The following is a 25,714-nucleotide window of genomic DNA, read 5'->3' on the forward strand; positions in this document are numbered from 1 at the left end:
AAAAACAAAAAACACCCCCCCCCCCCCCAAAAAAAAGTTTTTTTCGTTATAAGAAATTTATCAATCTGCATTTTTAAAATGAAAATAAAATGTTCATATATTTCTAATTAACTAAAAAATATGTTTTAAAACAATAGTTTATGTATTTTTAAAAGTTGGCATAACATACGCAATATCACAGCTAAACGTATCCTAGAAACGCAATCGCGCTCTAGGTAATCAAAACTAGTAGTGATGGGAGAGCGATATGTCAACTAAACCACTTTTACTCAATGTTAGAAGTCGTGATGTAGATTGTAACCAACAAAAACGTTATTTAGGCACAGAGTTAAACTGCCCGATTAGTGCTTGTTTATTATTAATTAGCCTGCCAATTCTAATATTTGATACGTGTATAGCGGTGATCAAAGGTAAAGCGATTTTTGATTATGCTTTAAAGCAAGACTGTCTTGGCAGAACGGTTCAATACCAGCAATTTAGTTCAGGGATTTTTAAAGGTTTACCTATGTTATGGGCTGTATTAACTAAACGCATAAGCCTGTGTGGAATGCCAGTTGATATAAAATTAAATAAACAGCAAATAGAGCGTTTACAATCGTATTCTTTTATTTCTGCGGGTCTGTTTGATGCAGTGACTTTGCATCAAGCCAGTGGTTTAGCCACTAACGAAAAATCTGAGTTACTAATCCAGCAGTTTTCTGCTAACCGATTAGGATACTGTTCGTTGTTATTAAAAGCTGCGATCACCACTTTTTTATATAACAACAACAAGTCTCAGCTAAAAACCCCTGCAGTATTCACGTTGTTCGGTTTGAAAATTAATAATGACTCTATGACTGATGCGGTTGACTGGGTGATGTCGGATCAAAACATTGAGCAAGACACGGAACAAAAACTCAAAGGTTGTAAAACAGGATGTTTTGTTAATGTTAACTCTGTCAATTTAGCTGCGGTTGACCCACAGCTGGGTGTCAACCTAAATGCTGCGAATCGCAGTTTTGCTGATGGCTCCGGGTTAAGGATTGCTGCGAAAACGCTCGGTATCAACATTAAAGATAACCTCAATGGCACAGATATGTTGCCTCATTTATGCAAAGCCGCTGAAGCTCAAGGTGTTTCAATCTATTTATTGGGTGCAAAGCCTGGTGTGGCTGTGGCCACTGCTAAAAACCTTCTTAAACAATACCCAAGGTTACGTATCGCTGGAGCTGAACATGGATATTTTGAGCGCACACAAGACAACAATGCAGTAGAGCGCATTAATCACTCGAATGCAGAGATTTTGCTATTGGCCATGGGATCACCTATTCAAGAAAAATGGCTAGAAGATAACGCGCCACATCTTACCTGTCGCACCGCATTGGCGGTAGGTGGATTGTTTGACTTCTATTCAGGACATATTTCAAGATCGCCAATATGGATGCGTGAATTAGGCCTAGAATGGGTCTGGAGATTAATGCAAGAACCCAAGAGTAAATTTAAACGTTATGTGATTGGCAATCCATTATTTTTAATTCGTACTTTTGTTTTTAACCGCGCAAGTCGAGGATTTTAATCATGGTTGACTATATTATTTCAAACCTAATTATTGACCAATATATCGTTGAAAGGGAACAAGCTACATCTTCTTACCCAACCAACCTGACGGGCAAACATAATGGTATACCGATGTTTCTACAACGTTCTGTCGCCTTGATGACCTTACTTTTTTTATCACCTTTGTTATTGATACTTATGTTGTTTATTCGTTTAGAAAGCGTAGGTGGTTGTCTTTATAGCCAAGACCGAATAGGTAAATATGGTCGTCATTTTAGAATGTACAAATTTCGCTCCATGTACTTAAAAACAGATCCCCGTTATGTCGAGCCTGATCCAAGTACGAGTGATCGGGACGGTATCTGCAAAAAATACAAAAATGACCCACGTATTTCTATATTAGGCGCATTTATTCGTAAGTTTTCAATTGACGAGCTACCGCAATTAATCAATATTATTAAAGGTGATATGGCGCTAATCGGCCCACGTCCAGCTTTAGCTATAGAAGTTAATGCTTATCCAACATCAGCAGTATGTCGTCTTCACGGTATACCAGGCTTATCTGGTTTATGGCAAGTGACAGGTAGGGCAGATACTGATTTTGATACACAAGTTGTATTAGACGATTGTTACCTTCAACAACAAAGTATCGCTTTTGATATCAAAATATTATTAGCCACAGTACCTTGTGTTATTAATGCCAAAGGAGCGTATTAGTTTTAAGCAAAAGCTCTTGCAATAATACGTTATCCGCAGACAACTTATTATTGCAAGTTGACCTCATTATCCCCTAAGTTCTTTCGCAATTCGTACTTTGCAAATTAAAAAACAACTATAAATACCTTTGCATAATGCAAAAAAAAATATTTTTTAAATATAAAAACATATATAGAACAGTATTTTACATTTTTTTCGATGGTTGGCCCGGTTGCTGCAATGGATAGTTATATAGGTTACAAAGTTTATAGGTTAGCCAAGGGGTATTGGATGAAAATTGTTCTATTAAATCTTGCACACAGCACGAAAACTAACACAGCGATCCGTATTTTGTGTTTTTGTTTATTAGCAGGTTGCGCCCAGCATCATAGCTTACAAAAAATAGAAAACTCATCTTCTGGTTTTTTTGGGGCTGAAAAAGAAACGGGCGAACTGTTTAGCCAACAAAGTGTCCCGGGCAAAGTATTTGCTGCACAACTTAATTGTCATGAACGTTTAGACTTTGCGGCGCCACATAATTATCGCGTTGATAAACCAATTTTATCTTCTGCTCCAAGCCAAGCTCCATTACCTTCAAAAATGAATCCTACGCGTAATACATTACCACTCAGCCCAGGGGATATGATTGAGATCATGATGGAGTATGGAGAGGGATTCAACGGCAGTTATGTATTAGATAATCTAGGTTTACTCACTTTGCCCATTCTTGAACCTATTCATGCATCTGGTATGTCGCCAAGAGAATTATCACAACGGATTGAAATGGCATTAATTAAAGCCAACATATTTCGTCCCGTTACTGCCACAGTCCACGTCAAGGTTTTACACCTAGCTGCAATTGAAGTGCCGGTTACTGGCGCGGTATTTCAACCGGGTAGAATATTAATCAATAACAAACGTGCTAATGATGAAATGGATCAACGGGTTGTTGCTGCAGGCGATTATACCCACAGAAGGTTGCTCTCAGAAGCCATCCGTGGTGCCCATGGTGCAAGACCCGACGCGAAACTCGATCAGGTTATTTTAATTCGTCAAGGATGGCAGATTGAAGTCGATTTAACAGGCATATTATCTGGCTTGCCAGTCAAGGATTATCCACTTATCGATGGTGATCAGGTGATTGTGCCAAGCACAGGATGTTTTCAACCTCATTTAGTGAGACCTAGTCAAATTACACCCAAAGGGTTTAGGGTATTTATGTCTAACCTTATTGACTCGGCACAAAACAATTCAAGCGCGGCAGTCGGACGCTACGCAACCAATTTACCCTATGGCACAAAATTATTACAGGCTGCGGTTTCAGCCAACTGTGTAGGTGGTAAAGAATGGACAAATGCTTCGCGCAAAGTGATGTTGGCCAGTATTCACCCCATAACTAATCAAACACAGGTAATTGAACGTTCTGTCGAACAATTAATGAGACAAGCCAACCGTGATGACATTAACCCTTATGTTATGCCCAACGATGCCATTGCTTGTTACGACTCTGATATCACCAATATGCGTGATGTAGCACGCACTATTGTTGATGTATTAACCCCGTTCTTATTGTTGTTTTAGGTGACTAATATGTTTTATCCCATTGCTATTCCTTCGCGTTATCAACGATATAGAGGACAGGCTTATCGTTTAGTTAAATGGCCCTATTTGATATTTTGTCTGTGTGGTTATTTATTGATCGCCTTGATTGTGATGCTTTATCTAAACAAAACACCAGTATATCAAAGTGACCTAGAGCTAGTATTACCGGGTACAGGGGCAACATCTAGTGTAGCCCTTGATAATGTGGGCCAAGTGGTTTCTCAAACAAGTGCTCCATTTTCGTCACATGGTTTTAATCCAAGAGTCAATTACAAAGAAATGTTGTTAAGCAGAGGCGTGCTAAATCTCGCTAGTGCCCAGTTATCTTTGTCGCCTGAAAAATTTGGTCAGCCAAAAATTGCATTAACTGAACAAACTTCTATTTTGGCCATAAGCATCACAGGCAACAGTGCCAAACAGGCTGAAGCCAAAGCATGGGCATTGTATAACAGCCTTCAGTTCGAACTAGACCGTTTACGTGCCGATGAAGTGTTACATCGAGATGAGAGCATTCAAGGTGTACTAAAAGAATATCGCGTTAGATTAAATGAAGCCCGTGCCAATATACTGCAGTTTCAGCAAAGCTCGTCTTTGGTATCTCAAGAACAATTCACTTTGTTGGTCATTAGCTTACAAACCATTAAAGAAAAACAACTTTATTTACACGCTGATGTGTCTCATTTAGATGATTACGCCTATGGCTTAGGCAAAAACTTAGGGGTTTCGGCTGATTTGGCTGGTAAAGCCTTTATCTTGCAGTCTGACGTGGAGTTTCGTGGTTTGCTAAAAGAACTCGACATCAGTACTTCACAATTATCTGAGTATCAATCTCGTTGGGGAGATGGCCATCCCAAAGTAGTCGCTGAGCAACAACGTTACCAAGCTGCTCGTTCTGCATTACTTGTACGTAGTAGCATTATTGCCGGGCCTCATGCCGCGACTGTTTTTAGTAGCCTTGATTTAGAAGTGAATCCCAAGCGTGCACAAATGTTCGCAGATTTGATCGAAGCCTCTGCCAAAGCCCAAGGTATCACAGCACAAATTGTCGATTTGCACCGCTCTGAGTTACACCTTAAAGATCAACTTAAGATTTATGCTCGTGAGTCTGCAGTACTAGACCGTTTTCAACGTGAGTTTGATTTAGCAGAGGCTATATTTACCTCTGCAGCCGCCAGATTAGAAGCTGGAAAGGCGGATGTGTTTGCTTCTTACCCGGTGTTACAACTATTAACTAAACCTTCCCTACCTACTGACATTCACAGTCCTATTCCGCAATTAGGATTAGTGGCGGGTTTAGTGGGCTTTTTATTCATTACCTCAGGAGTGACCGTGTTATGCAATCGCAGACGAATTATCAAGGTACTGTTGAAGAGAAGTTAATTTGTTGGGCCTTAGTACTTACCTATCCTATTTATGCAATTGGTGGGTTATATATCACGGGCTCAGCATTAGGTTGGATTGTCTTAGGCATCGTCATATTAAGGGCCCTAGTGGAAGGTGAAAATAGCTTTAAGCAGGTACCTATAATTGTATGGCTATGGGGGCTTGGTATGCTGGTGATGTTAATTAGTTTGTGGGTAGGCCACACTGATTGGTCATTAGGTACCAATCAAACTATCAAAAGCACGGTGGGTTGGGCCAAGGGTTGGGCCTTGCTGGGAGTGTTTCCAATTTTAGGCGCGGTAGTTGATCTTAAGCCTGAAAGGCTTATCAGAGCTATATGTGTTGTAGCTAAACATAGCGCTATTTTTGGAATGATTACTTTTATTATATATTTGTCGGGATTACCTGGGCTGTTGTTTATATCTCCATTACAAATTTTGGGTGGGGCAGGTGATAATTTCTTTATGGTTAGCTTGTATGGGATAAACCCAGAGACAGCAGCCGGTCGCTGGCAGTTCTTTGCGCCGTGGGCAACTGCTGCAGGACTTTTGAGCTGCATTTTTGTCATTTTCTGCCTACAAGAAAAAGACAAAGTTTGGAAAAGCTGGGGCTTAGCAGGTTGTGCGATGATGGCATTATTATCGCAGTCACGTGCTGGCTGGGTAGTTTTTATCATAATAATACTGATTTTTTTGTTTACCCGTCAGTTGAGAAATCCTTGGTTATTACTTTTTTTAGGATTTTTGTTACCCATTATATTGCTGTTAGGCGAGCCAATTTATGAATGGGGTATGGATGCCTTTCAACAAATTAGAGGATCGCGGCCTGCCTCAACCAGAGTCCGTGCAGCTTTAGAAAATTTAGCGCTGCAACGCTGGCGTGATGAAGCACCTATATGGGGACATGGTATGGTCGAGTCTGGAATAAAATTAGTGGAATTTATGCCAATAGGGTCACACCATACTTGGTTCGGCTTGCTATTTGTTAAAGGTTTGGTGGGGCTAATTGCTTTAGCTATTCCAATGGTTTTAAGCTTTATCTACTTACTTGTATTTTCGTTTCACAATCTGCAAGCACGTTCGGCTATGTGTTTGTTAGTTGTCCTGTTCTGTTACAGTTTTTTTGAAAACTTAGAAATTCTTGCATACCTGTATTGGCCAGCTTTGTTTTGGTTAGGAATGACTTTTAAAAGTTTAGAAAATGGTGAAAATGGTGAAAATGGAGAACATGGAGAACATGGAGAGTCGCATGTTTAAACAATATCATGCTTACCTGATAGGCTATTACGGCATGCAGAACACCGGTGATGACGTGCTTTTATACATCTCGCGCTGGGCTAGCCAGCATTTACTCGGTGCTACCCATAATAAAGTCAGTAGTGCTGGTTTGATTAAATGTAACGAGTTTGGAGATATTCAAGCGATGCCTGAGTCACGTTTTCGTGGCCATCAGCGACTTTCGCATTATAAGAATGCATTGCAAAGTGAGAAGGTGATATTTGGTGGTGGCTCTGTCCTTCATAGTAGCAAAGATATCGATTTTAAACGCCATCTTATTAAATTAGCAGGACAAAAAGCTAGCCGAGCGGTAGGTGTGGGGATTGGTCCTTTTGAATCGCTAAAAGCAGAAAAAGTGTGTGCTAAGTTTCTTAACGAATGTGGCTTTACTGGTGTAAGAGACCAACAAAGTCTTAGCATTGCACAAACAATTGCACCAAATGCCAATGTTAAATTAACCTTTGATCTAGCGCCACTCATGCTCTGCCATCAAACTAAGTGTTTAGTATCAATAGAACGTAATGGGATTATGTTTAATTTTTGTCAGCAAGCGATTGATCCCTTCGGCAATGTGAATAATGACAACGAACAAAACCGAATAGACATGGCAGTGCTCGCGATAGAACAAACTTGGCAGCAAACTCAAGAGCCAATTTTCTTGGTAGATTTCAATAATCATTCGCAATTTGGGGACTTTCGCATTCATCAGCAGATCATGTTACGAATTTCAACTGATGTGCCGATTACACATATTGCTTACGATCCTAACCCGTTTAAAGTACTCCAACGGATTGCCAGCTTTAAGGCAACTGTGTCTATGAGATTACATTCTGCAATTATGTCATTTATGGCAAATACTCCAGCATTATCAATTAATTACCATGAAAAATGTCGTAACTGGTGCGAACAGATTGGAATGCCTAAAACGTATCAATTTGATGCGCAAAATATTGATCCTCAACAATTATCGCAGCAGCTAAATCAAGGTGTTGGCACAGGCTTTGCATATCCCACTATGAAACCCGAGGAAGCGGTGCAAGCCACACTTCTCAACTGGACATAATAAATTTTATTGAGCAGAAGTAAATTGGAGCTAATATTATGAATACAGCTAAATTTTCAGTCGTTATTCCCTTATACAATAAGGCGGATAGTGTTGCACGAACACTTGCTTCCATTTGTGAACAGCGTTTTACCGCAGCAGAAATTATAGTTGTTGACGATGGTTCAACTGATGGCAGTGCTGCCAAAGTGGCTGCACTCAATATCCCAAATTTGATTTTAGTGAAACAAAAAAATCAGGGAGTATCTGTTGCCCGTAATTATGGTGTCAGATTAGCCCAATATCGGCATATCGCTTTTATTGATGCAGACGATCAATGGTCACCCTTCTATCTTTTTGAGATGAACAAGCTAATCCAGCGCTTTCCTGAGCACCAGTGTTTTGCCAGTAATTATCAGAAAGTGATTGAGGATGGCGATTATCGTGACCCAAAGTTAGCCATCGGTGATATATCACCAATGGGTTGTGTGATGGATAATTATTTTGAGGTGTGTGCAAAAGGTGACTTACCCTTTATGTCTTCAAGTTTAGTCATCACTAAGAGGTTATTTAAGCAACTAGGCGGATTTCCCATTGGCGAAGCTATGGGAGAAGATCAAGCGCTGTTTTCGAAAATTGTATTACAGGGCAGTCTAGTTTATTCACCGTTAGTATTAATGTTTTATCACACCGATAGTGAGAATCGAGCCTGTGACAGGAACATACCTCAATACATATTACCCTTTGCGCAACGTTTATTAGCAAAAGTAGCTGCAGGTCAGGTAGACAAAGCCGTTGCACCTTTTGTATTGCAGTATTGTGCGGCGCATATTTGTCATTTAGCCAAAATTAATATTCAGGCAGGTCAATTAGCTAACGCTATGCAGTTACTCAAACATCCTGTTTGTAAATTAAAGCCACTACATCGTAAGCTATTTTGTTCTTGGTTAATGACACAATTCCTCTTTTTAAAGATAATAAGTCTGACGCGAGTAAACCACTAATCTACCAGTCCCAACTCATCTTAATAAGAAGTAGAACATGAAACTTAACGCAATTTGTATTATTAAAAACGAAGCAGATATTATTTTAGAAACCTTGAATAATGCCCTCAGGTTTTGTGACAATATTTATGTGTTTGACAATGATTCAACCGATGGCAGTTGGGAACTTATTTGTGAAAAGGCGCTAAATGATGATCGTGTAGTGATCGCTGCCCACACTGATGAGATCTATCGAAATCAATTTCGAAATCGCGTGTACAATATGTTTCATGATCATTTTTTACAATCAGACTGGTGGTACATTTTAGACGCTGATGAAATGCTTATCGAAGATCCGCGGCCTATGTTAATCAAAGCCATGCAGCGCGACAAAAACCAAATGCGCGTATGGCAAGCACAATTCTATTTTACCAACGTTGACTTAGACGTATACGACCAAGAAAATAAGGCATTAACTGTGTCTGAACGTCGCCGTTATTATCGAATTAACTGGCGTGAACCACGGTTTTTTAGAAACTCACCTAGTAAAAAATGGCCAGAGAATATTAGTGGTAAGGTCCCTCCATTTTGCCATAAACTATACCATCCATCCCCTATCTGTCGTCATTACGCAGAACGTACACCAGAACAGATTAAATTACGCCGCGAAATTCGTCTCAATAATCCTTACAGCTTTTTGCATGTTAAAAATAAATCTGACGATGATTGGTTAAAACGTGCAGAGGATTGTTTTTATTATCAAGAAGGTACAAAAATGTCATTTCCGTTCACGGACAGAATAGTTTACTACGCCAGTCAAACTAAATATTGGCTGATATGGAGGGCTAAAAATGTTTCGTTGTTAAAGGATGAATTTGTTACAAAGGTGATTAAATTCAAAAAATACGCCATTACAAATTTATATAATTACCTATCATAAATTACATATTGAGAGATAAGGATTAGTAGATGCAAAAGACAATGATACTTTAGCTAAATAAGTGGTCAAAAGTTCGAAATCAAAAAGACTCGAATGATTTAGCCTAATTAAAAAATAATAATTGCATTAAACATAAAAATATAAAAACTCGTGGACTAAGAGAATTGTGCTAAATCGGTCGTTAATAACAAACGTAATAACAAACGTAATAACAAACCTAGTAGCCATATCACTAAGCGCAGAAGACAAAATATGATGAGTTCAACCTCGACACACCGCGAAAACAAAATGTGCCTAAGTTAATCTAGAAAAACTAAGCACATTAATTCGTAACTATCAGCAATGGATGGTCCGACCTTTTGTTGTATTTAGGTCACACTTCGACAAGCCCATCAAATAATGGCAGCCACATAAAATCATCTACAGGCCTCTAATGACAATTAATTCAATGGCCAAAAACTTATCAAATTATCATATCAATCTTATCGCTAATTTATTTAGCGGTCTTACTAAGTTAAAAGGCTTATTCTTCTATTAGAATTCGAACTTACTTTGCTTGAAAGCTCAGGGTACAACATTAAATAGATTTGAAACGTGTTTATATCAAGGCATCCGTACGTTCTCAGTTATAAAAATATTGCTCTGTTAATGAAGATCTGTCGTATGAAAATTATCATATTTATTCTTGCCATAATAAGTGCATATTTATTGAGTGTGTGACATTTTGAATTTCACGTGTAGTAAGCATTTGAGAGCCTGCTTATATTTATTTATAGTTTTAATTCAATCATATTTTGAAAACTAAAATAGAGGTGATAGATATATGAACTGTATTACTTCATAATTAAAACATCTGAATGCGAAGGCTGCTTATTTTGAAGCACTATATTATTAGGATCACCCAATCCATTAAACGCCAAAATTCTGCTGCAAAACATAAAGCACTTATTCCTCTCAAGCGAAGTTTATTGGCGGTTAAACAAGGGTTAGCACAGGAAACCCGTGAAACGAAGGTTATGCTAAATACCTACAAACGATTCACTAAAGGTCAGGCTAGCAAGTTAGAAATGGAAGAAGCAAATAAACAGTTTGTCGACGTTATTCGTGGACTAGGATTAGGTATTCTGGCTGTTTTACCCTTTTCGCCCATCACATTACCGTTTGTTGTTAAGTTAGGAGAAAGAATAGGAATAAATGTATTACCGAGTGCATTTATAGTGGATTTACAGGAAGATAAAATGGTTGTTATTCAACAAGATATTTTGGTTGAGTCTGATGATGAAATCCATCCCACTGAGGATAAAATATAACCACTTTTATTAATGTTTATAGTCATCGTTTATTTTTAGAGTTGCAATAGGTTTGATTAACGAAAAGTTTTGTATGCAATCCTTTCTATTTTTTATTATCAACCTTGATAACTAAACCTATGCTTGTCATTTCTTATGCTGTTTTATTTGCACCCCCACAAATAAGTTTCGACTGTCTATGAGCGTCATTGATAAAAATACTGATTGTTATATTAAGTTTCAATGACACCGTTATGGGGTGCATGGCATCGTTATTTTTTCATTAATTCAAGTTGGCTATTAATAAAGCTGAGAACAGCAAACCATTCATTAGCTTGTTAACACGTATGGTTTGACTCGTCATAAAATTCATGTTTTCGATTGATCATAACGTATTAAGAAAATTAAAGTTTTAACGTTCTGGAGCAATTGTGTCTGCATCTGAACACGCTTATTGTGTATTCACACAAACTATTCACTTGTAGCTTATCAAACCAATACCAAGTAAATACGCTCGCTACTTTTTAAGCCATTCATTATTTTTCAATTCAAACTAGGTTTAGATGCGTTGCGCTATATCTTGATGATTTCTGTAACAATAGTGCTGGGAGTAGCTGATATCGTCTTGGGGAATAAACATCATCAAAGTTATTTTTTCATCTTATGCGGCTAGGTAAAAAAGTGATCATTGGATAAATTTATTTGGTAATAACCTATCCAGCGCAGAAGCTGAAAATAAGGACAAGGGCAATAAAAGTGCTTTAGAAAGTAATGTCGATTATTAGTTTATGAAAGTTGAAAAGATGATTGAGGAATATCAGGTCGATAATAAAATGGGTCAATCAGTGAGGGTGTAACTTAAGCAACATTTTAGACGAGCCAATAAAACTTCAAATAATTCAAATAATTTAGATAATGAAAACTGATAATAGATATTCGCTCAATATAATCATATATTTTCACAACATCTATGACATATCACTTGAGCCAATGTTCGTCATTTTTAACATATGCTGTACTTCGATATAAATTTGAGCTCATAAATCATAAATCAATGTCATAATCGCTTTAGTAATTCTCAAGGAAGGGAAGGTACTATTCGTTGATAGTACAAACACAAAACACTTTTCTAATTGAATTCAATGGTCAAGTTACGACTAAAAAAAGGTGTCAAGTTAACTCAATTACTTTTTTAATATAATGCTCGGCAAGTCGTCAAACTTGGACCATTTTATTTCTAATATTATTCTGCAGAAACAATATTCTTGACTTCAGTGGGCTCAATGGCTGAAGTCTCTCGATCAGCTTTGCTAATATATTTAGGCTTGCTATTAGAGGACAACTTAGCATTCGCTTTTTTTGCCCGTGCTTTTAAAATTTGATTACCTTTTTTTCGACGGTTCATTTTATTTTCTCAGTCATGTAGAAGCTAATAATATCACTTTAGAACTTGGAACCAAATGTTATATCGCTCTCTTTGCTAATTTATTTGTTGGTGGAGCTTTTTTTAATGCCATGCGATAACAACTTTAACCAATAGGTGGTTTTGATCAATACCTTTGGCTTTTCACTTAAAAAACAACTTTGTAAATCAATCAGCTCAGGTACGACACCTCTACCTGTAGCATCAATATAAGTGACCTTTTATGATGTTTTATATGTGCTGCCAAGAAAATATATTGTATGTTTTTCAACCAAACCACTGGTTTTTTTTATTACTTGCTCACTGGTATTTTCAAAATTTGTCATTTGACAATCCACATATTTTTGTACATACCCTCTCATAAATATGTATTGCTTTGATATGCAATCATAAAATAGACAAGATAAAGATAACAAGTAGGTTGTGATAACCAACAATTTTTTTTAATAGCAATACTTTATTGTAATGGGCTTATTTATTTTGAATATTTAAAAAAGTATTTAAAAAAGTATTTAAAAAAGTGCCACGTGAACCGTCTGAACTGATGTGTTGTGATTTTGCCATTCCCGCTCACACTTTTACACTACTCCCTTGTCAAAGCCATCATGCGGTGTCTGGATAAAGTATTTGATAAGACAATTCATCAATGGCTCTTAATAGACGACTCTCAATAGACGACTCTCAATAAACGGCTCTCAATAAAACCATCTATTGAGAGCCTAAATATAATTTTTAACTAAGCCATTTTAAAGCCTCGTTGACAACTTGATGAGCTCAATAAAGAAAAACTTACACCTTATGTCGTTACGCGGCACAATATGAATACAAGCGTGTTGTCACCACGATTGTATTCATATGTGTCGATGCTAATTCTTAGCGGGGTATTATTTTGTAATTAAAGGCATAGCTACAAAGGCACAGTTACAAAGGCATAGTTACAATTTGGCATAATCCAAGGCCCAATTTATATAAAGCTCTGTACCCGTTTTTAATGCTTTTTCGTCAGCATAGAAAAACGGTGAATGGTTGCTTGGGGCACTTTTGGTATCCTCACCTTCAGGTGTTATACCTAAAAACACAAATAATCCAGGCACTTCGAGTGCGAAGAATGAAAAGTCTTCTGCGCCCGTTACTAGGTCATTAACATGTACTTTGTCTTTACCTGTTACACGCTCAATGGTAGGCAACATTTTTCTTGTGAGGTCTATATCGTTAATGGTGACCGGGTAGCCTTCGTCAATGTGCACATGTGCCTCTGCGCCGGTAGCTTTGGCGGTCATTTCAGCAGTGGTCTTTAAATTTTTAAATATCTGAGCTCGGTTACCCATATCAAAATTGCGAATGGTACCTTCTAGATAGACTTCATCTGGGATAATGTTGTTGCGTACACCACCTTCAACAATACCAAAACTGATCACTGCAGGTGCTTTGGTAATGTTTACCTGACGGCTCACAATGGTTTGTGTACTGCCAATTATCTGTCCTGCAGCGACGATAGGGTCGACACCGCCCCAAGGACTAGAGCCATGTGTTTGTTGACCTTTTACTGTAATTTCAAAACGATCTGATGAGGCCATTAACGGCCCTTCGCGATAACCAATATGGCCAGTATTACCGGCTGACCAAACATGGATACCAAATACAACATCCGGCTGATGTTGGGTAAATAAACCTTCTTTTAGCATCAGTTCAGCACCGCCTTCCTCTCCTTTAGGTGCACCTTCTTCGGCAGGCTGAAATATAAAAACGATAGTGCCAGCGATATCATTTTTCATAGACGACAGTTTTTCTGCTGCACCCATTAACATCGCCATATGTAAGTCATGACCGCAAGCATGCATCACGCCTACTTCATTGCTTCTATATTCTGATTTTGCAATGGATTTAAACGGTATATCGGTCTGCTCTATTACAGGTAGTGCATCCATGTCAGCACGCAGCGCAATCGTAGGACCCGGTTTTCCACCGATTAATACACCCACAACACCCGTATGTGCAATACCAGTTTGCACCTCTAACCCCAGTCCGTTTAAATGTTCGGCTATGACTTTAGCGGTGTTAAATTCACGATTACTTAGCTCTGGATGTTGGTGAAGGTGGCGGCGCCATTCGATAACTTTCTGCTCTAGTTGCTGTGATATTACGACGGGTTGTTGCGCCTGTGCGTTACTGAAAGTAACAACACCTATTAGCACAACTAAATTTATAGAAAAACACTTCATGCAAAACTCCTTAATACTAAATAAGACAAATGTGTACGTTGTAATATGTGTTGAGTAACAACTTTTAATTTAGACAATCAAGCTAAAAATTTATGAAATCAGCGATTAGAATAAACGCTACATCCGTCCTATTCAACAAACTTTTTTTGATGAAAATGGAATGGATAGTTATCCACAAACTCATACTAGAAGTCTTTAGAAATGGTAATTTACGACTGCTTGATGCATAAAATTTTCTGTATTTTGAGCGAAAACGAATTGATTAGACTAGGAAACATGAGTTGTTGAGTTGAAATTGACCTAAGTTCTGACCTAAGTTCTGACCTAAGTTCTGAATTAGCTGGAGCATTTAGTAGGATACCAATTTTAACGGGTCAAAAATTTTGTGATCTCAATGACCGATATTATGAATTCTAATTAATAGCTGATTAATTTTTTTTGAGTTTTTAAATACAAGGTCTTTTAGGATACCTGCGATAGTTAAACGAATAATGTAGATGTTGCGATAACGGCTATCATTAATGCCTTATTAATTAATCATAACGTTTTTGCTGTGAGTTTTACTATCAGCTGAGTATAACCTTTTACAAAATTTGATTGAACGTACTTTGGGTCGCCAACAACTTCTATGTTATCAAATCGCTTTAATATCTCTTCCCAAAGAATGCGTAACTGCATTTCAGCTAACCGATTTCCCATACAGCGATGAATACCAAAGCCAAATGAAAGATGTTTTCGAGCATTTTTACGGTCAATGATAAATTGGTTAGGTTGTTCAATTTCTCTTTCATCGCGATTCCCTGATACATACCACATAACCACTTTATCGCCTTTCTTAATGGTTTTTCCACTCAGTTCGACATCTTCCTTAGCAACCCTGCGCATGTATGCAAGAGGGGTTTGCCAACGAATAATTTCTGATACCATATTAGGGATCAAGCTTGGATTTTTTTTGAGTTTAACAAACTCATCAGGAAACAGATTAAGTGCATGTACGCCTCCCGTCATTGAGTTACGAGTGGTGTCGTTACCCCCCACTAATAACAGCACAATATTACCCAAAAACTCCATAGGCCTATCTATCAAATCATGAGTGTTTTTATTAGTCAGAAGAAGACTAATAAGGTCAAAACCTAATTCCTCGCCTGCTGCTTTTTTAGCCTCTTTATCTCGCCATAGCTGTGAAAACTGTTTCGCTACTTCAGCTGCGACAGTAAATGCCTCATCCATTGAACCAGTTCCACCAGTAGAACCGGGGCTGCTTGCAGCAACATCTGACCAATAAGCCAGTTGATGTCGTTTGTCGTAAGGAAAATCAAATAATGTTGCGAGCATTCTGCAGGTTAATTCAATCGATGCTTTTTCCACCCAGTCAAAGGGCACACCAATAGGCAGGCTGTCTAGTACATCCGCGGCACGGCTGCGAATAAGACCTTCCATTTCTTTTAAGTTTTTAGGTGCTACGACACTTTGTACTGCCTGCCTTTGTAAATTGTGCTTAGGCGGATCCATCGCAATAAAGGTTTCTATAGCGAGCCCTTCGGGTTGACCACCGATAGAAATGATTGGTTCTGCTGAGAATAATTCATGATGTTTGTCGACAAACATAATATCTTCGTATCGCGTGACCGACCAGAAAGGTCCAAAAGCACTTTTTTTCTGGAAATGCACTGGGCATTCGTCTCGTAGCCGCTTAAAGTAGGGTTGCCAAAGATTTTGCCTGAATAAAAAAGGATTACTCACATCTATATCTTCTATTGCTAGTGTCGACACATCAGGAAGTGGTGTTTCAATAAAACAAGGTTCCACTGATGTATTTACAATAGCCCTTTTTGTTTTTTGAAATATATGAATACCTTTGATTTGTATATGAATAGGGATTATTAAAACGCTTTTTTCGATAATAGCAGAGATAAATTTCATGTTATTTCTCAATGTTTACATTCCCTGTTAAATCATACAGGTTGTTGATTATTTCTAATGCGAATTGCCCAAATTTTACATTTGAAACTCGGGTAAACGTACGATCATTCCATTCATATGTGCAGATGCTGATACTTGGCAAGAAAGGCGAGATGTTTCTTCTTTTTCAGGCGTTAAGTCCAGCATCTGCTCTTCTTCATCAGTTGCACTGCCGGTGATATCAATCCATTCATTATCAACGATTATATGGCAAGTACCGCAGGCACAAGACCCCCCACAATCCGCGTCGATGCCGGGCACACTATTGTCCACCGCTATCTGCATCAGAGATTTTCCTACTTCAACGTTAACGGTGTGATGCGTGCCGTTGTGTTCTATAAATGTAATGGTTCCCATAGGTGCCTCTGGTTGATCACTTTTACTTGGTTGTGAAAGCAAAGTGTTGTTGTGTTGACAGTGTGTTTATTCAAAACATCTTAAGGCAAGATTACGACTTTTTCGCAGGACTTATGAGGTCATTTGTTGACATTTACGGGTCATTAAAAGACATTAACAGGTATGTTTTTTGTCATAGCTATTTTGCATTAGTGTTAGGGGGAATTATTTGTGATGAATCACAGTTTTGCTACGCGAGATGTTTCTTCAAATATGGCATGTATACCTTCTAACTATTCACGCCTGATTGCTCGTGTATTAGCGTTGCAGATCCGCGATTTACCTGAGTTATTATCCTCAACTGAGCTTAGTGTTGAACAGTTCATGCATGAAGACACATTATTGACTTCTCAACAGCAAATTCAGCTACTAAATAATAGTTTACAGCTTTCTAAAGACGAAGCATTTGGTTTACGCCTAGGGAGTTGGCTTAACCCATCGACACATGGTTCGATGGGGTTTTTAGTCAATAGCAGTCCCGATTTGTTAACCGCATTAAACGCGTTTCAAACATACGTCCCAACCCGTATGAATTTTACTCGGCTTGAGCTGATGACTGATTCACAATGGCTGGAATGTTATTATTATATAGATCTAGATGTTAGCGCAGATGTTCGACGCTGCTTGGCTGAAGCCTCTGCGATAATATTGTTTGAATTTGCTGAATTTATCGTTGGTCGGCCATTAGATGAGGCAATAACAAGTTTCTCATATTCTGAACCTCATTATAGTCAACGTTATTCAGACTTTATACCTGGACAGATTAAATTTTCAGCTCCACACATCATGGTTAAAATCCCCCTATATTTATGTCAGGTATCGAATGCATCTGCTAATCGTGAAACCTATTTATTAGCATTAAATCAATGTAAAAAAATGTTGGCACAGTTGGCACAGTTGCCGCAATTGTTATCAAATAAGCACAGCAACGAATATCAAGTTCAAAAAATGATGCTATCTAACTCTTCTGGTATCTTGAGTGAGGAAGATGCTGCTGCTGCAATGTTTATTAGCAAACGAACTTTGGCTCGGAGGTTGCAGGCAGAAGGCACTGCGTTTCGTAAAATTCGAGATGCTATATTATCCCAACAAGCTGCCGCTTATTTAAGTGACAGTAATATATCAGTCGAAGCGATTGCTGCTCTGCTAAATTACCATGACAGTGCCAATTTCCGGCGCGCATTTAAGCGTTGGTTTAAGCTATCACCGGATCAATACAGACAGTATTTAAAAACTAAGTGACAGTGGCCTATATAGTGATGTTATAAAATGTGATGTTATAAAATGTGATGTGAATAAATGTTATTGATTAGATTATCAAGCAAGTAGAGACTTTATTCTGTAATTAACGTTATTTTAGTTACTCAGAATTATCTGTTTGGGAATGAAATGTTGATTAACCGTTGCACACTTTTAATTTGTGATGAGTCAAGCTTACTAATCAATTTCACAGGAACAGGGATTTTTGGTTAAGACCATTAAACCAACTATGTTCAGTAATGATGCTTTGAAACCATCACTTTTTTATTATACAGGCGTAATCATGACAGAATTTAAACCGAACCCCAGCAATCCTCTAGGGCTATTATTAGCGTGTCCAGTTTATAAAATATCACCTCTGTTGTGCTTAAAATCTATTGCCAATATAGATGTTTTTATAAAGGACGAAAGCCATCGAATGGGCTTAGGTTCGTTTAAGGCTTTGGGTGGTGTTTACGCAGTTGCCACATTATTGGCTGAAAAATGGTTCGAAACAACAGGTGATAAATTAAATCCAGAACAATTGATGAGTGACAAATTCAAAGAATTTTCTGGTTCAACAACTTTTATTTGCGCTAGCGCAGGTAATCATGGCCTTGCAGTTGCCAGTGGTGCAAAAATATTTGGAGCAAAAGCAAAAATACATTTATCAGAAAAAGTGCCTCACGAATTTGAGCAACGTTTACAGCAAAAGTCTGCCGTCGTTATTCGTTCAGGAAAGGTATATGAAGACAGTGTTGAAGCGGCTATGCAAGATGCCGCCAACGGCAATGGAGTGCTACTTGCCGATGGTTCTTGGGAAGGATACACCTACGCACCTTCTTTGGTGATGGAAGGGTACACTGTTATTGCACACGAATTATATGAACAGTTTATGCAAGCAAAAAAGTGGCCATCGCATGTCTTTGTGCAAGCGGGAGTGGGCGGCCTTGCTGCAGCAATGGCATACATGATCCGCAAATATTGGCCACAGCAGCCAGAAATCATTATTGTCGAATCTGAATTAGCACCTTGTTTGCAAGTTAGCCATCATCATCAAAAATTGATAACGGTAGCTGGAGACGACTCCATTATGGGTAGATTAGACTGTAAAGCTCCATCACTTGTAGCTTTTCAAGCGCTGGAAAAAGCACAGGTACGTTATGTCACCGTTAGCGACAAAGAATCAATAGTGGCCACCAATATTCTTCAAGAAAAAAATATTGGTACTACACCATCTGGCGCTGCGGGTTTAGCGGGACTTTTAAAAATGCTTAAAACAAAAAAAATGAAAAACTCAGGTCCACCTAGTGATTTTCACCCATTGATTATTGTCACCGAAAATAAGTTATAAAATAAGTTATTAAATAAGTTATAAGATAAGTTTAAAAACGCTCTAATTATTGAGATAAACGATAAATAAGTATTGCTGCTTTTTTCATGTTTTTTGCGAGACTTGACATGTCCGCTACTTCATCTTTTGTGTGCCCACCACTGCCCATTAAGCCCAAACCATCTAGAGACATATCAACATGAGAAGCGGCAAAAGAGATATCGGCAGCCCCTGCGTTTCGTGGATCGACAGCTGTAATGATCCCGTAGCCCAAATCTTCACTCACTCGACTATATAATGCTAATAAATTTAAGTTCGCGGGGGTTTGCGCCATCGGAGGATAACCAGGTTGAAACTCTAAAATAGCTGAAGTATGTCGAAGGTTTTGCGAAACAATTGTTTGCATCATTGCTTTAGCCTGCTCCAGTTGTTCCGGACTCACTGCGCGGATCCCACCTTTTACCAACGTATCTTTTGCAATAACATTAGTTTTTCCAAATACGCCGTAGTTTGATTTATCACCTTGTTGGGTAACTCTTGTCCCACCTGCTATCAAACCTGGATTAAATGTCAGTAATTTTTCATGTCGAAGTTGAACACGAAACTCATTAAGGATCCGCGCCGCCTCGAAAATCGCACCATCTCCGTTTTCATCAGTAAAAATTTGTGATGAATGGGCAGGTTTACCTTTGACAGTGAGTGTCCAATTTACTGAGCCACGACGCGATGTCACTGCGGTGGCAATGTTGCTGTCTCCATCTTCAAAGCCCAAAGCAATATCTGCCCAAATCGCAGCGTCGATAATGGCCTGTTTGGATAGGGATAATGGTCTACCACTGGATTCCTCATCTCCTGTCATGACGACCTTGATATTTAATTGTTGCAACAAACCTTGCTTTTGCAATGCCTGCAAAGCCGCTAACATGATGACATCACCGCCTTTCATGTCAGTTATTCCTGGTCCAGCTATGCGATTATTAGCAAGTTCAGTGATTGTTTGAAAATCATCATCTTTAGCAAATACAGTATCCAAATGTCCGATTAACAATATTTTTGCTGCATTCGGGTGACTAATTGATTCATGAGTCGCAACCAAATGTCCCGCACGGTCGAATTCAGCTCCATCAAGCCATTGCGTAGTAAACCCTAGAGCATCGTACTGGTGCTTGAGCAACATACCCACTTGTTTAACACCTGCAAAGTTCATCGTACCGCTATTTATGTTGACCAGCTGTTTAAGTAAAACTGTCGATTCGTCGAGTTGAGCATCGAGATGCTGAGCTATCTGACGTTCCACATCCTGATCAGCAATAACAAACGTAGAGAAAAAACTAAATAAAACGAGTAGTAGGCAGGGGCGATGTAACATTTCAAACGTTCTCGGTCGGTAATGATTTTAAATAAAATCTTACGCTAGCTGACACCAATATGCATCTCAATCTGATGAATGAGTTTAGACTATGATATCTTTATTTATGTAATGAATGGCTTAGGAGTCGACAAGATTGATAAGACCAAATTGTTGGTTCATAAACGGTGGCTTGCCAAATTCAAACTGAAATAAAGCTGTGTTAAGAAACATCGCTAGGTTTAAAACAAGGGTAATAATGACTTTCCCTTGAGCTATTGCAGCTAAACCCTCTGCTTTATATTCAACGCCACACATTAAAAACTGTTTTATTTGTCTGGAAATATTATGTTTTTGTCATATGAAAAAAGTAATAAGATTGTCATAGCTAATGGTATAAAATTTCACTATTCCCTCGACGGCGAAGTCTCCAAGCCGGTGTTGGTATTGGTCAATATGGCCAGTATTAATTTAACCGCTTGGGAACCTGTATTCATGACTCTTTTGACGACATACCGCATTTTACGTTTTGATATTCGTGGGACAGGTAAAAGTGCTTGGGGTAAAGAAGATGAGTTTACTTTTTCTCAGTATGCAGACGATTTAGCAGCGATTATGGATGTTTTACAGATCCCCAAGGCTTTTGTCCTGGGTGTTGCTTATGGTGCTAGAACCGCAGCTCAGTTTGGATTACGTCATCAACAAAAGTTAACTGCTTTAGGCTTGTTTGATGTGGCGTTGACGCCTCCTGTGGAGCAGTCACAACAAAAAGCCTTAGCAGCAAAAGCTAGACAATTATTAGATGAAGCAGGGGAGTGTAAGATAGAGGCTAAAAAATCATGGCGCTTTTATGAAAACAGAGACGCCGCATTTAAAGCACATACAGCCCATCAGCATGAGTCTGATACTTCTGAAATGTTAGGCAGTCTTAAGGTGCCAGTTTTGGTCGCATGCGGTCGACAAGATATGAATTTAGATGAGGCGCAGCGTATCGCAAACGCTATTCCTTATGGTAGGTTTGAGCTGATGGAAATGACGGGACACGGTTCGCCTTTTTATCGACCTGAGCTTTTTGCCAGTATTGTGAATAACTTTAAGAGCGAATTAATGCTTTGATTTTGACGCTGTGAATTTTTGTCAAACGGCAAAAACACAAATGAAAAATGAAAAATGAAAAATTTAAATAGTGGCAATCTCAAATTTGTGAAATTGCCACTATTACAGTAACTGATAGGTTTAACCCAATTACGACATGTGCAAACTGTTATAAGAAACGCACCACTTTAAAGGATTAGAATAAGGTGGCACTAAAGCTACTAAAACCAGTTGTACTTAACGTTAACACCAGCCCAGCGCGGAGGATTCACTACGTAGATAGAGTAGTTGCCAAAGTCACTGAGATCATAACCAAATGTTACTGCTTCTTTGTCAAACACATTGTTGACAAACACACTTGCTTCCCAGTTATCGTCAGAAAAATAACTCATCCTAAGATTCGTCAATGCGTAATTACCTGCTTCAGTCGCTTCGGAATTAATTAAGTTAAAATATTCTTTACCTACATAATTCGTAGACAGTTGAGCAGCGACTCTTGCACCGTCTAATTCCCACTCTTTACGAATAAGAAGATTAGCCGTTACTTCAGGTGCGAGCAGAGCTTTCTGATCTTTAATAACTGTGGTGCCGTCATTTGATGCACCATCGACTTCAGTATCTAATATACTCAGACCAAGCAAAAAGTCCCAGCCATTATCAGTGGCGTAAGTTAGTTCAGCTTCACCACCAACAAAAGAGGCTTCAGAATTAATCAACAAACTGGTTGTGCCTGAAAAGAAGAAACCTTGGTAATTGTCATAGTCGTAATAAAATACACTAGTATTAAAACGTCCATTACCATCAGCGAAGCTTGTTTTAGAACCAACTTCATAAGAGGTCAGTACTTCTGGTTCAAAACCAACTTCAGATGCTAGGCTAAATCCATCGGATGGTGTATTAAAGCCTCCGCCTTTGGTGCCACGGTTATAACCAACGTAGAATAATTGATCATCACTTACTTGCCAGTCTAACTGCAACTTGCCTGAAAATTCGGCATCAGTACGTGCGAAATCATAAACATCCCCGGTATACAAAAAGTCTGAACCATCAGCAAAAACAGCGCCTTGACCGGTAAGCTGATACGACAATTCCTTATCATCCTCTGTCCAACGCAAACCAGCGGTTAACAGCAGGCTTTCACTCAAATCAACGTCTACCTGTCCAAATATTGATACGGTATCTGTTTGAGAGTCAGCAACAAATTTTGGAAGGTAGCCATCAGATGGAAACTGAAAGGCTCCACTGAATTCGTTTTTAATATTCAGAAAATAAACACCACCGGTCCATCGAAGCTTGTCAGTATCCCCGTCAATCCGTAATTCCTGTGAGAGTTGCTCCACGTCAGCTGTGGATACATAGGTCACTAAGTCGAGCGCTGAACTATCGTCATCTTCACGGTACTCTTTATCGCTAGTGGTAAAGTCAGTAACGCTGGTCAGATAAATACCGTTACTGAATTCAGTATTAAAAGTGGCAGTTAAACTGCTTGATTCACGATCAACACCACCATCAAAATCAAACGCACCGTCGTGTACTCCACCAATACCATCATCCAGCTGACCATTGCGAGGATCGAAAAGGCTGCCCGAAGTTGACGCACTTTTATCTGCATCGAAAAATCCTTGAAATTCTTCTAGGTCGCCATTTGCATCATAGCGAATACCTGCGCCACAGTCGGTATCACCTGATTGACAAAATATAGGGCCATCTGCAGTAGATTTGGTGGCACGGTTGTTGTAAACACCGCCTCTGGTATCGATATCAGTAAAGCGAGCAATCATTAAAAGTGATGTTTCATCGCTTATATCAAAGTTTACCATAGCACGAACAGAGGTCGTATCGTCCGATCTGTAATCTGGCCCAGAAGCGTTTGACACATAACCATCGTCTTTATTGTCGTAAACGGCTAGACGACCTTGTACGCTGTCACTTAGAGCGCCGCTCACAAAACCAGTAATACTCAACTGGCCATATTCTGCCACGGTCATATCAATTGCCGATTCAAAATATTCAGTAGGTTTGTTGCTGATAAAATGAACCAGGCCACCGGTCGCATTTCGACCATACAATGTTCCCTGAGGACCGCGTAATACTTCTATACGTGCAAGATCGAACGATGGTGCTCCTGATGCTCCAGGAGAGGACAGATAGACTTCATCGTTATAAATTGCGATAGGTGCTTCTTGACCTTCGGCAAAATCCCCCTGATTTACACCGCGGATAGAAAACAGTGCAATGTTAGAAGTATCACCGGTATTGCTAGTTGCTACCAGCCCCGGAGTTTGCGCTGCTACATCCATGCTATTATCCCAACCAAGGGCTTTTAGCTGTTCATCGTTAAACGCAGTGACAGATACGCCCACTTCTTGAAGGTTTTGCACACGCTTTTGCGCGGTAACTACAATTTTTTCTGTTAAAAGTTTAGCGTCCGCAACGCCCGATAAAGAGACAGAAATTGCTGCTACAAGTGGTAGCAATTTATGTTTTTTCCAACAAAAATTAATCGAATTACTCATCTCAAATTCCTCGTGTTAGTAGTTTTTATAAAATTAATCTAAGGCAAATTCATATTTTGCTCTGTTCTTATTATGTATTTTTAAGGCTAAATTTTTATTTTGGCGCACAGTCAATTCAAGTGAATGACACTATTTTTATGGTTAGCCAATAGGTTGTTTTTACATCTAGAAGGGTGGTGTAGAGCTGTGAAAAAGATATGCAGGTCGATGTTGGTTAGCTTAAAAATACATTCTAACATAACTAAATTAATTAAATTAGTCAGTGAAATAATCAAAAGGTTATATGTCTTTAATTTAATGCCGAAGAAAGTTGTGCTCGAATTGTCAATTATTCACACATCGCAGTGACGGCTTTGATGATTTAGGTGCTTAATTGATCACGCTGTGAGTTAATATTGTTTAGAAATATTGTTTAAAAATGTTGTTTAGAAATGTTGTTTAGAAATGTGGCAATTTTCGTATTTGATTCGAACATTCAGCTAAAACAATCGCACCTGCAGTCGAAACGTTTAATGAGTTTCCCATACCATACATCGGAATATGTATATGTTGATGACTCAACTTTAATACGGCTTCGCTGACGCCTTTCCTTTCATTTCCTAATACCAATACACACTTAGATGGGTAAGTGACAGCAGTGTAATCAACAGATTCGTGGCACAGTTCAACACTGAAAGCTGCATACCCCTCATCCAATAAAATTTGTAGGCTTGATGTGGTGTTACTACTATATTCAACACAAACCCACTTTGATTCATTCCTAGAGGCTTTATTCAATTTTTTATCAGAAATGGTCAACTCGCCGCACACAATAACTTTCTCGATAGCAAACGCATCGGCCAAACGAATAAAGGCCCCAATATTGTGGCTGTTGGTGACGTTATCTAATACCACGACTAGAGAGATCTTGGGCTTTGATGGATATTCATCCCGTGCGGGTTTGTTTTTTCTGAGATCTTGTTTGGTTTGTTGTATTTTTTGGGGCACGGTGTTTTCTCTTGTCTATTGTTTGTATATTGCATGTATATTGTTCTTGTCAGGCATTTTTAATGCGCTGCATGCAAGGTATCTCGATAACTGCTGCAACATCATTCTACCCTGCAACATCCATATCGGTCGCAGCCTTTTTCAAGCAATACTCATTTTGTCTCATTTAATTTTGGCTGTAGTCAAAACGATAGATAAAAAAATCGATCGAAGGTAAGTTAAAAACATCAAATCGACTGACCACTAGAACCATTTAAAATGGATCGTCTACCAAGTTCATTTGAAAGACAAAAAATAGGCAAAAAAAAGCCTGATTTAAAACCAGGCTTAAAAAGGGAAACACACATAAAAACTACATATTCAGAGGGGCAATAACGACATAAGTTCAATTTTTCGTAAATATTTTTTCAATGAGTGTTGTTACATTGCAAACAGGCGTTATGAG

The 25,714-nt window shown here is 38.7% G+C and carries 19 protein-coding genes; 12 read left to right on the forward strand and 7 right to left on the reverse strand.

Annotation, left to right across the window (positions count from 1 at the left end; genetic code table 11):
- Nucleotides 1-247 precede the first annotated feature (247 nt).
- The 9 genes from QZ562_RS09240 (at nt 248) to QZ562_RS09280 (ending at nt 10,769) form a co-directional block, all read left to right on the forward strand.
- Complete coding sequence (locus QZ562_RS09240) at nt 248-1,555, forward strand: WecB/TagA/CpsF family glycosyltransferase (protein WP_293759336.1); 1,308 nt, start codon at nt 248-250, stop codon at nt 1,553-1,555.
- 2 nt (nt 1,556-1,557) lie between these two features.
- On the forward strand, nt 1,558-2,253 hold the full coding sequence (locus QZ562_RS09245; protein WP_293759337.1) for a sugar transferase: 696 nt from the start codon (nt 1,558-1,560) through the stop codon (nt 2,251-2,253).
- 270 nt (nt 2,254-2,523) lie between these two features.
- Nucleotides 2,524-3,813 (forward strand): polysaccharide biosynthesis/export family protein, encoded by a 1,290-nt coding sequence (locus tag QZ562_RS09250; protein ID WP_293759338.1) that lies wholly within the window; start codon nt 2,524-2,526, stop codon nt 3,811-3,813.
- Between the two features lie 9 nt (nt 3,814-3,822).
- Nucleotides 3,823-5,214 (forward strand): hypothetical protein, encoded by a 1,392-nt coding sequence (locus tag QZ562_RS09255; RefSeq protein WP_293759339.1) that lies wholly within the window; start codon nt 3,823-3,825, stop codon nt 5,212-5,214.
- Nucleotides 5,169-6,473, forward strand: coding sequence for an O-antigen ligase family protein (locus tag QZ562_RS09260; protein WP_293759340.1), 1,305 nt, complete (start codon nt 5,169-5,171; stop codon nt 6,471-6,473). The genes QZ562_RS09255 and QZ562_RS09260 overlap by 46 nt, the downstream gene beginning before the upstream one ends.
- Nucleotides 6,466-7,557, forward strand: a complete 1,092-nt coding sequence (locus tag QZ562_RS09265) for a polysaccharide pyruvyl transferase family protein (RefSeq protein ID WP_293759341.1) — start codon at nt 6,466-6,468, stop codon at nt 7,555-7,557. Before QZ562_RS09260 ends, QZ562_RS09265 begins: the two co-directional genes overlap by 8 nt.
- Before the next feature lie 38 nt (nt 7,558-7,595).
- Complete coding sequence (locus tag QZ562_RS09270; protein WP_293759342.1) at nt 7,596-8,540, forward strand: glycosyltransferase family A protein; 945 nt, start codon at nt 7,596-7,598, stop codon at nt 8,538-8,540.
- Between the two features lie 37 nt (nt 8,541-8,577).
- Complete coding sequence (locus QZ562_RS09275) at nt 8,578-9,459, forward strand: glycosyltransferase family 2 protein (protein ID WP_293759343.1); 882 nt, start codon at nt 8,578-8,580, stop codon at nt 9,457-9,459.
- Between the two features lie 875 nt (nt 9,460-10,334).
- On the forward strand, nt 10,335-10,769 hold the full coding sequence (locus tag QZ562_RS09280) for a hypothetical protein (RefSeq protein ID WP_293759344.1): 435 nt from the start codon (nt 10,335-10,337) through the stop codon (nt 10,767-10,769).
- A 1,222-nt stretch (nt 10,770-11,991) separates the two neighbouring features.
- Here QZ562_RS09280 and QZ562_RS09285 read toward each other — a convergent pair.
- The 4 genes from QZ562_RS09285 to QZ562_RS09300 form a co-directional block, all read right to left on the reverse strand.
- Nucleotides 11,992-12,153 (reverse strand): DUF2986 domain-containing protein, encoded by a 162-nt coding sequence (locus QZ562_RS09285; RefSeq protein ID WP_293759345.1) that lies wholly within the window; start codon nt 12,151-12,153, stop codon nt 11,992-11,994.
- A 953-nt stretch (nt 12,154-13,106) separates the two neighbouring features.
- Nucleotides 13,107-14,393, reverse strand: a complete 1,287-nt coding sequence (locus QZ562_RS09290) for an amidohydrolase (RefSeq protein ID WP_293759346.1) — start codon at nt 14,391-14,393, stop codon at nt 13,107-13,109.
- 537 nt (nt 14,394-14,930) lie between these two features.
- Entirely contained in the window at nt 14,931-16,316 is a 1,386-nt protein-coding gene (locus QZ562_RS09295; RefSeq protein WP_293759347.1) for a cytochrome P450, read from the reverse strand.
- Nucleotides 16,317-16,391: 75 nt separating this feature from the next.
- Nucleotides 16,392-16,712 (reverse strand): 2Fe-2S iron-sulfur cluster-binding protein, encoded by a 321-nt coding sequence (locus QZ562_RS09300; RefSeq protein WP_293759348.1) that lies wholly within the window; start codon nt 16,710-16,712, stop codon nt 16,392-16,394.
- Nucleotides 16,713-16,925: 213 nt separating this feature from the next.
- On the opposite strand from QZ562_RS09300, the gene QZ562_RS09305 reads away from it, so the two are divergent.
- Together QZ562_RS09305 and QZ562_RS09310 are read left to right on the forward strand one after the other, a co-directional pair.
- Entirely contained in the window at nt 16,926-17,993 is a 1,068-nt protein-coding gene (locus QZ562_RS09305) for an AraC family transcriptional regulator (protein WP_293759349.1), read from the forward strand.
- A gap of 301 nt (nt 17,994-18,294) precedes the next feature.
- On the forward strand, nt 18,295-19,344 hold the full coding sequence (locus QZ562_RS09310; RefSeq protein ID WP_293759350.1) for a diaminopropionate ammonia-lyase: 1,050 nt from the start codon (nt 18,295-18,297) through the stop codon (nt 19,342-19,344).
- Nucleotides 19,345-19,390: 46 nt separating this feature from the next.
- On the opposite strand, the gene QZ562_RS09315 is transcribed toward QZ562_RS09310, so the two are convergent.
- Nucleotides 19,391-20,692 (reverse strand): M20/M25/M40 family metallo-hydrolase, encoded by a 1,302-nt coding sequence (locus QZ562_RS09315; protein ID WP_293759351.1) that lies wholly within the window; start codon nt 20,690-20,692, stop codon nt 19,391-19,393.
- 327 nt (nt 20,693-21,019) lie between these two features.
- Between QZ562_RS09315 and QZ562_RS09320 the strand changes: the two genes are divergently transcribed.
- Complete coding sequence (locus QZ562_RS09320) at nt 21,020-21,787, forward strand: alpha/beta hydrolase (RefSeq protein ID WP_293759352.1); 768 nt, start codon at nt 21,020-21,022, stop codon at nt 21,785-21,787.
- Nucleotides 21,788-21,987: 200 nt separating this feature from the next.
- Here the strand turns inward: QZ562_RS09320 and QZ562_RS09325 are convergent, their stop codons facing one another.
- Nucleotides 21,988-24,282, reverse strand: coding sequence for a TonB-dependent receptor (locus tag QZ562_RS09325; protein WP_293759353.1), 2,295 nt, complete (start codon nt 24,280-24,282; stop codon nt 21,988-21,990).
- A gap of 438 nt (nt 24,283-24,720) precedes the next feature.
- Entirely contained in the window at nt 24,721-25,269 is a 549-nt protein-coding gene (locus tag QZ562_RS09330) for a TrmH family RNA methyltransferase (RefSeq protein WP_293759354.1), read from the reverse strand.
- Nucleotides 25,270-25,714 lie beyond the last annotated feature (445 nt).

It is taken from the genome of uncultured Paraglaciecola sp. (assembly GCF_913058035.1).
GTDB lineage: Bacteria > Pseudomonadota > Gammaproteobacteria > Enterobacterales > Alteromonadaceae > Paraglaciecola.

Excerpts from the sequence above, each read along its gene's own strand:
- QZ562_RS09240 (WP_293759336.1), top strand. The coding sequence starts at position 248 with ATGTCAACTAAACCACTTTTACTCAATGTTAGAAGTCGTGATGTAGAT.
- QZ562_RS09245 (WP_293759337.1), top strand. The coding sequence starts at position 1,558 with ATGGTTGACTATATTATTTCAAACCTAATTATTGACCAATATATCGTT.
- QZ562_RS09250 (WP_293759338.1), top strand. The coding sequence starts at position 2,524 with ATGAAAATTGTTCTATTAAATCTTGCACACAGCACGAAAACTAACACA.
- QZ562_RS09255 (WP_293759339.1), top strand. The coding sequence starts at position 3,823 with ATGTTTTATCCCATTGCTATTCCTTCGCGTTATCAACGATATAGAGGA.
- QZ562_RS09260 (WP_293759340.1), top strand. The coding sequence starts at position 5,169 with ATGCAATCGCAGACGAATTATCAAGGTACTGTTGAAGAGAAGTTAATT.
- QZ562_RS09265 (WP_293759341.1), top strand. The coding sequence starts at position 6,466 with ATGTTTAAACAATATCATGCTTACCTGATAGGCTATTACGGCATGCAG.
- QZ562_RS09270 (WP_293759342.1), top strand. The coding sequence starts at position 7,596 with ATGAATACAGCTAAATTTTCAGTCGTTATTCCCTTATACAATAAGGCG.
- QZ562_RS09275 (WP_293759343.1), top strand. The coding sequence starts at position 8,578 with ATGAAACTTAACGCAATTTGTATTATTAAAAACGAAGCAGATATTATT.
- QZ562_RS09285 (WP_293759345.1), bottom strand. The coding sequence starts at position 12,153 with ATGAACCGTCGAAAAAAAGGTAATCAAATTTTAAAAGCACGGGCAAAA.
- QZ562_RS09290 (WP_293759346.1), bottom strand. The coding sequence starts at position 14,393 with ATGAAGTGTTTTTCTATAAATTTAGTTGTGCTAATAGGTGTTGTTACT.
- QZ562_RS09295 (WP_293759347.1), bottom strand. The coding sequence starts at position 16,316 with ATGAAATTTATCTCTGCTATTATCGAAAAAAGCGTTTTAATAATCCCT.
- QZ562_RS09300 (WP_293759348.1), bottom strand. The coding sequence starts at position 16,712 with ATGGGAACCATTACATTTATAGAACACAACGGCACGCATCACACCGTT.
- QZ562_RS09305 (WP_293759349.1), top strand. The coding sequence starts at position 16,926 with ATGAATCACAGTTTTGCTACGCGAGATGTTTCTTCAAATATGGCATGT.
- QZ562_RS09310 (WP_293759350.1), top strand. The coding sequence starts at position 18,295 with ATGACAGAATTTAAACCGAACCCCAGCAATCCTCTAGGGCTATTATTA.
- QZ562_RS09315 (WP_293759351.1), bottom strand. The coding sequence starts at position 20,692 with ATGTTACATCGCCCCTGCCTACTACTCGTTTTATTTAGTTTTTTCTCT.
- QZ562_RS09320 (WP_293759352.1), top strand. The coding sequence starts at position 21,020 with ATGTTTTTGTCATATGAAAAAAGTAATAAGATTGTCATAGCTAATGGT.
- QZ562_RS09325 (WP_293759353.1), bottom strand. The coding sequence starts at position 24,282 with ATGAGTAATTCGATTAATTTTTGTTGGAAAAAACATAAATTGCTACCA.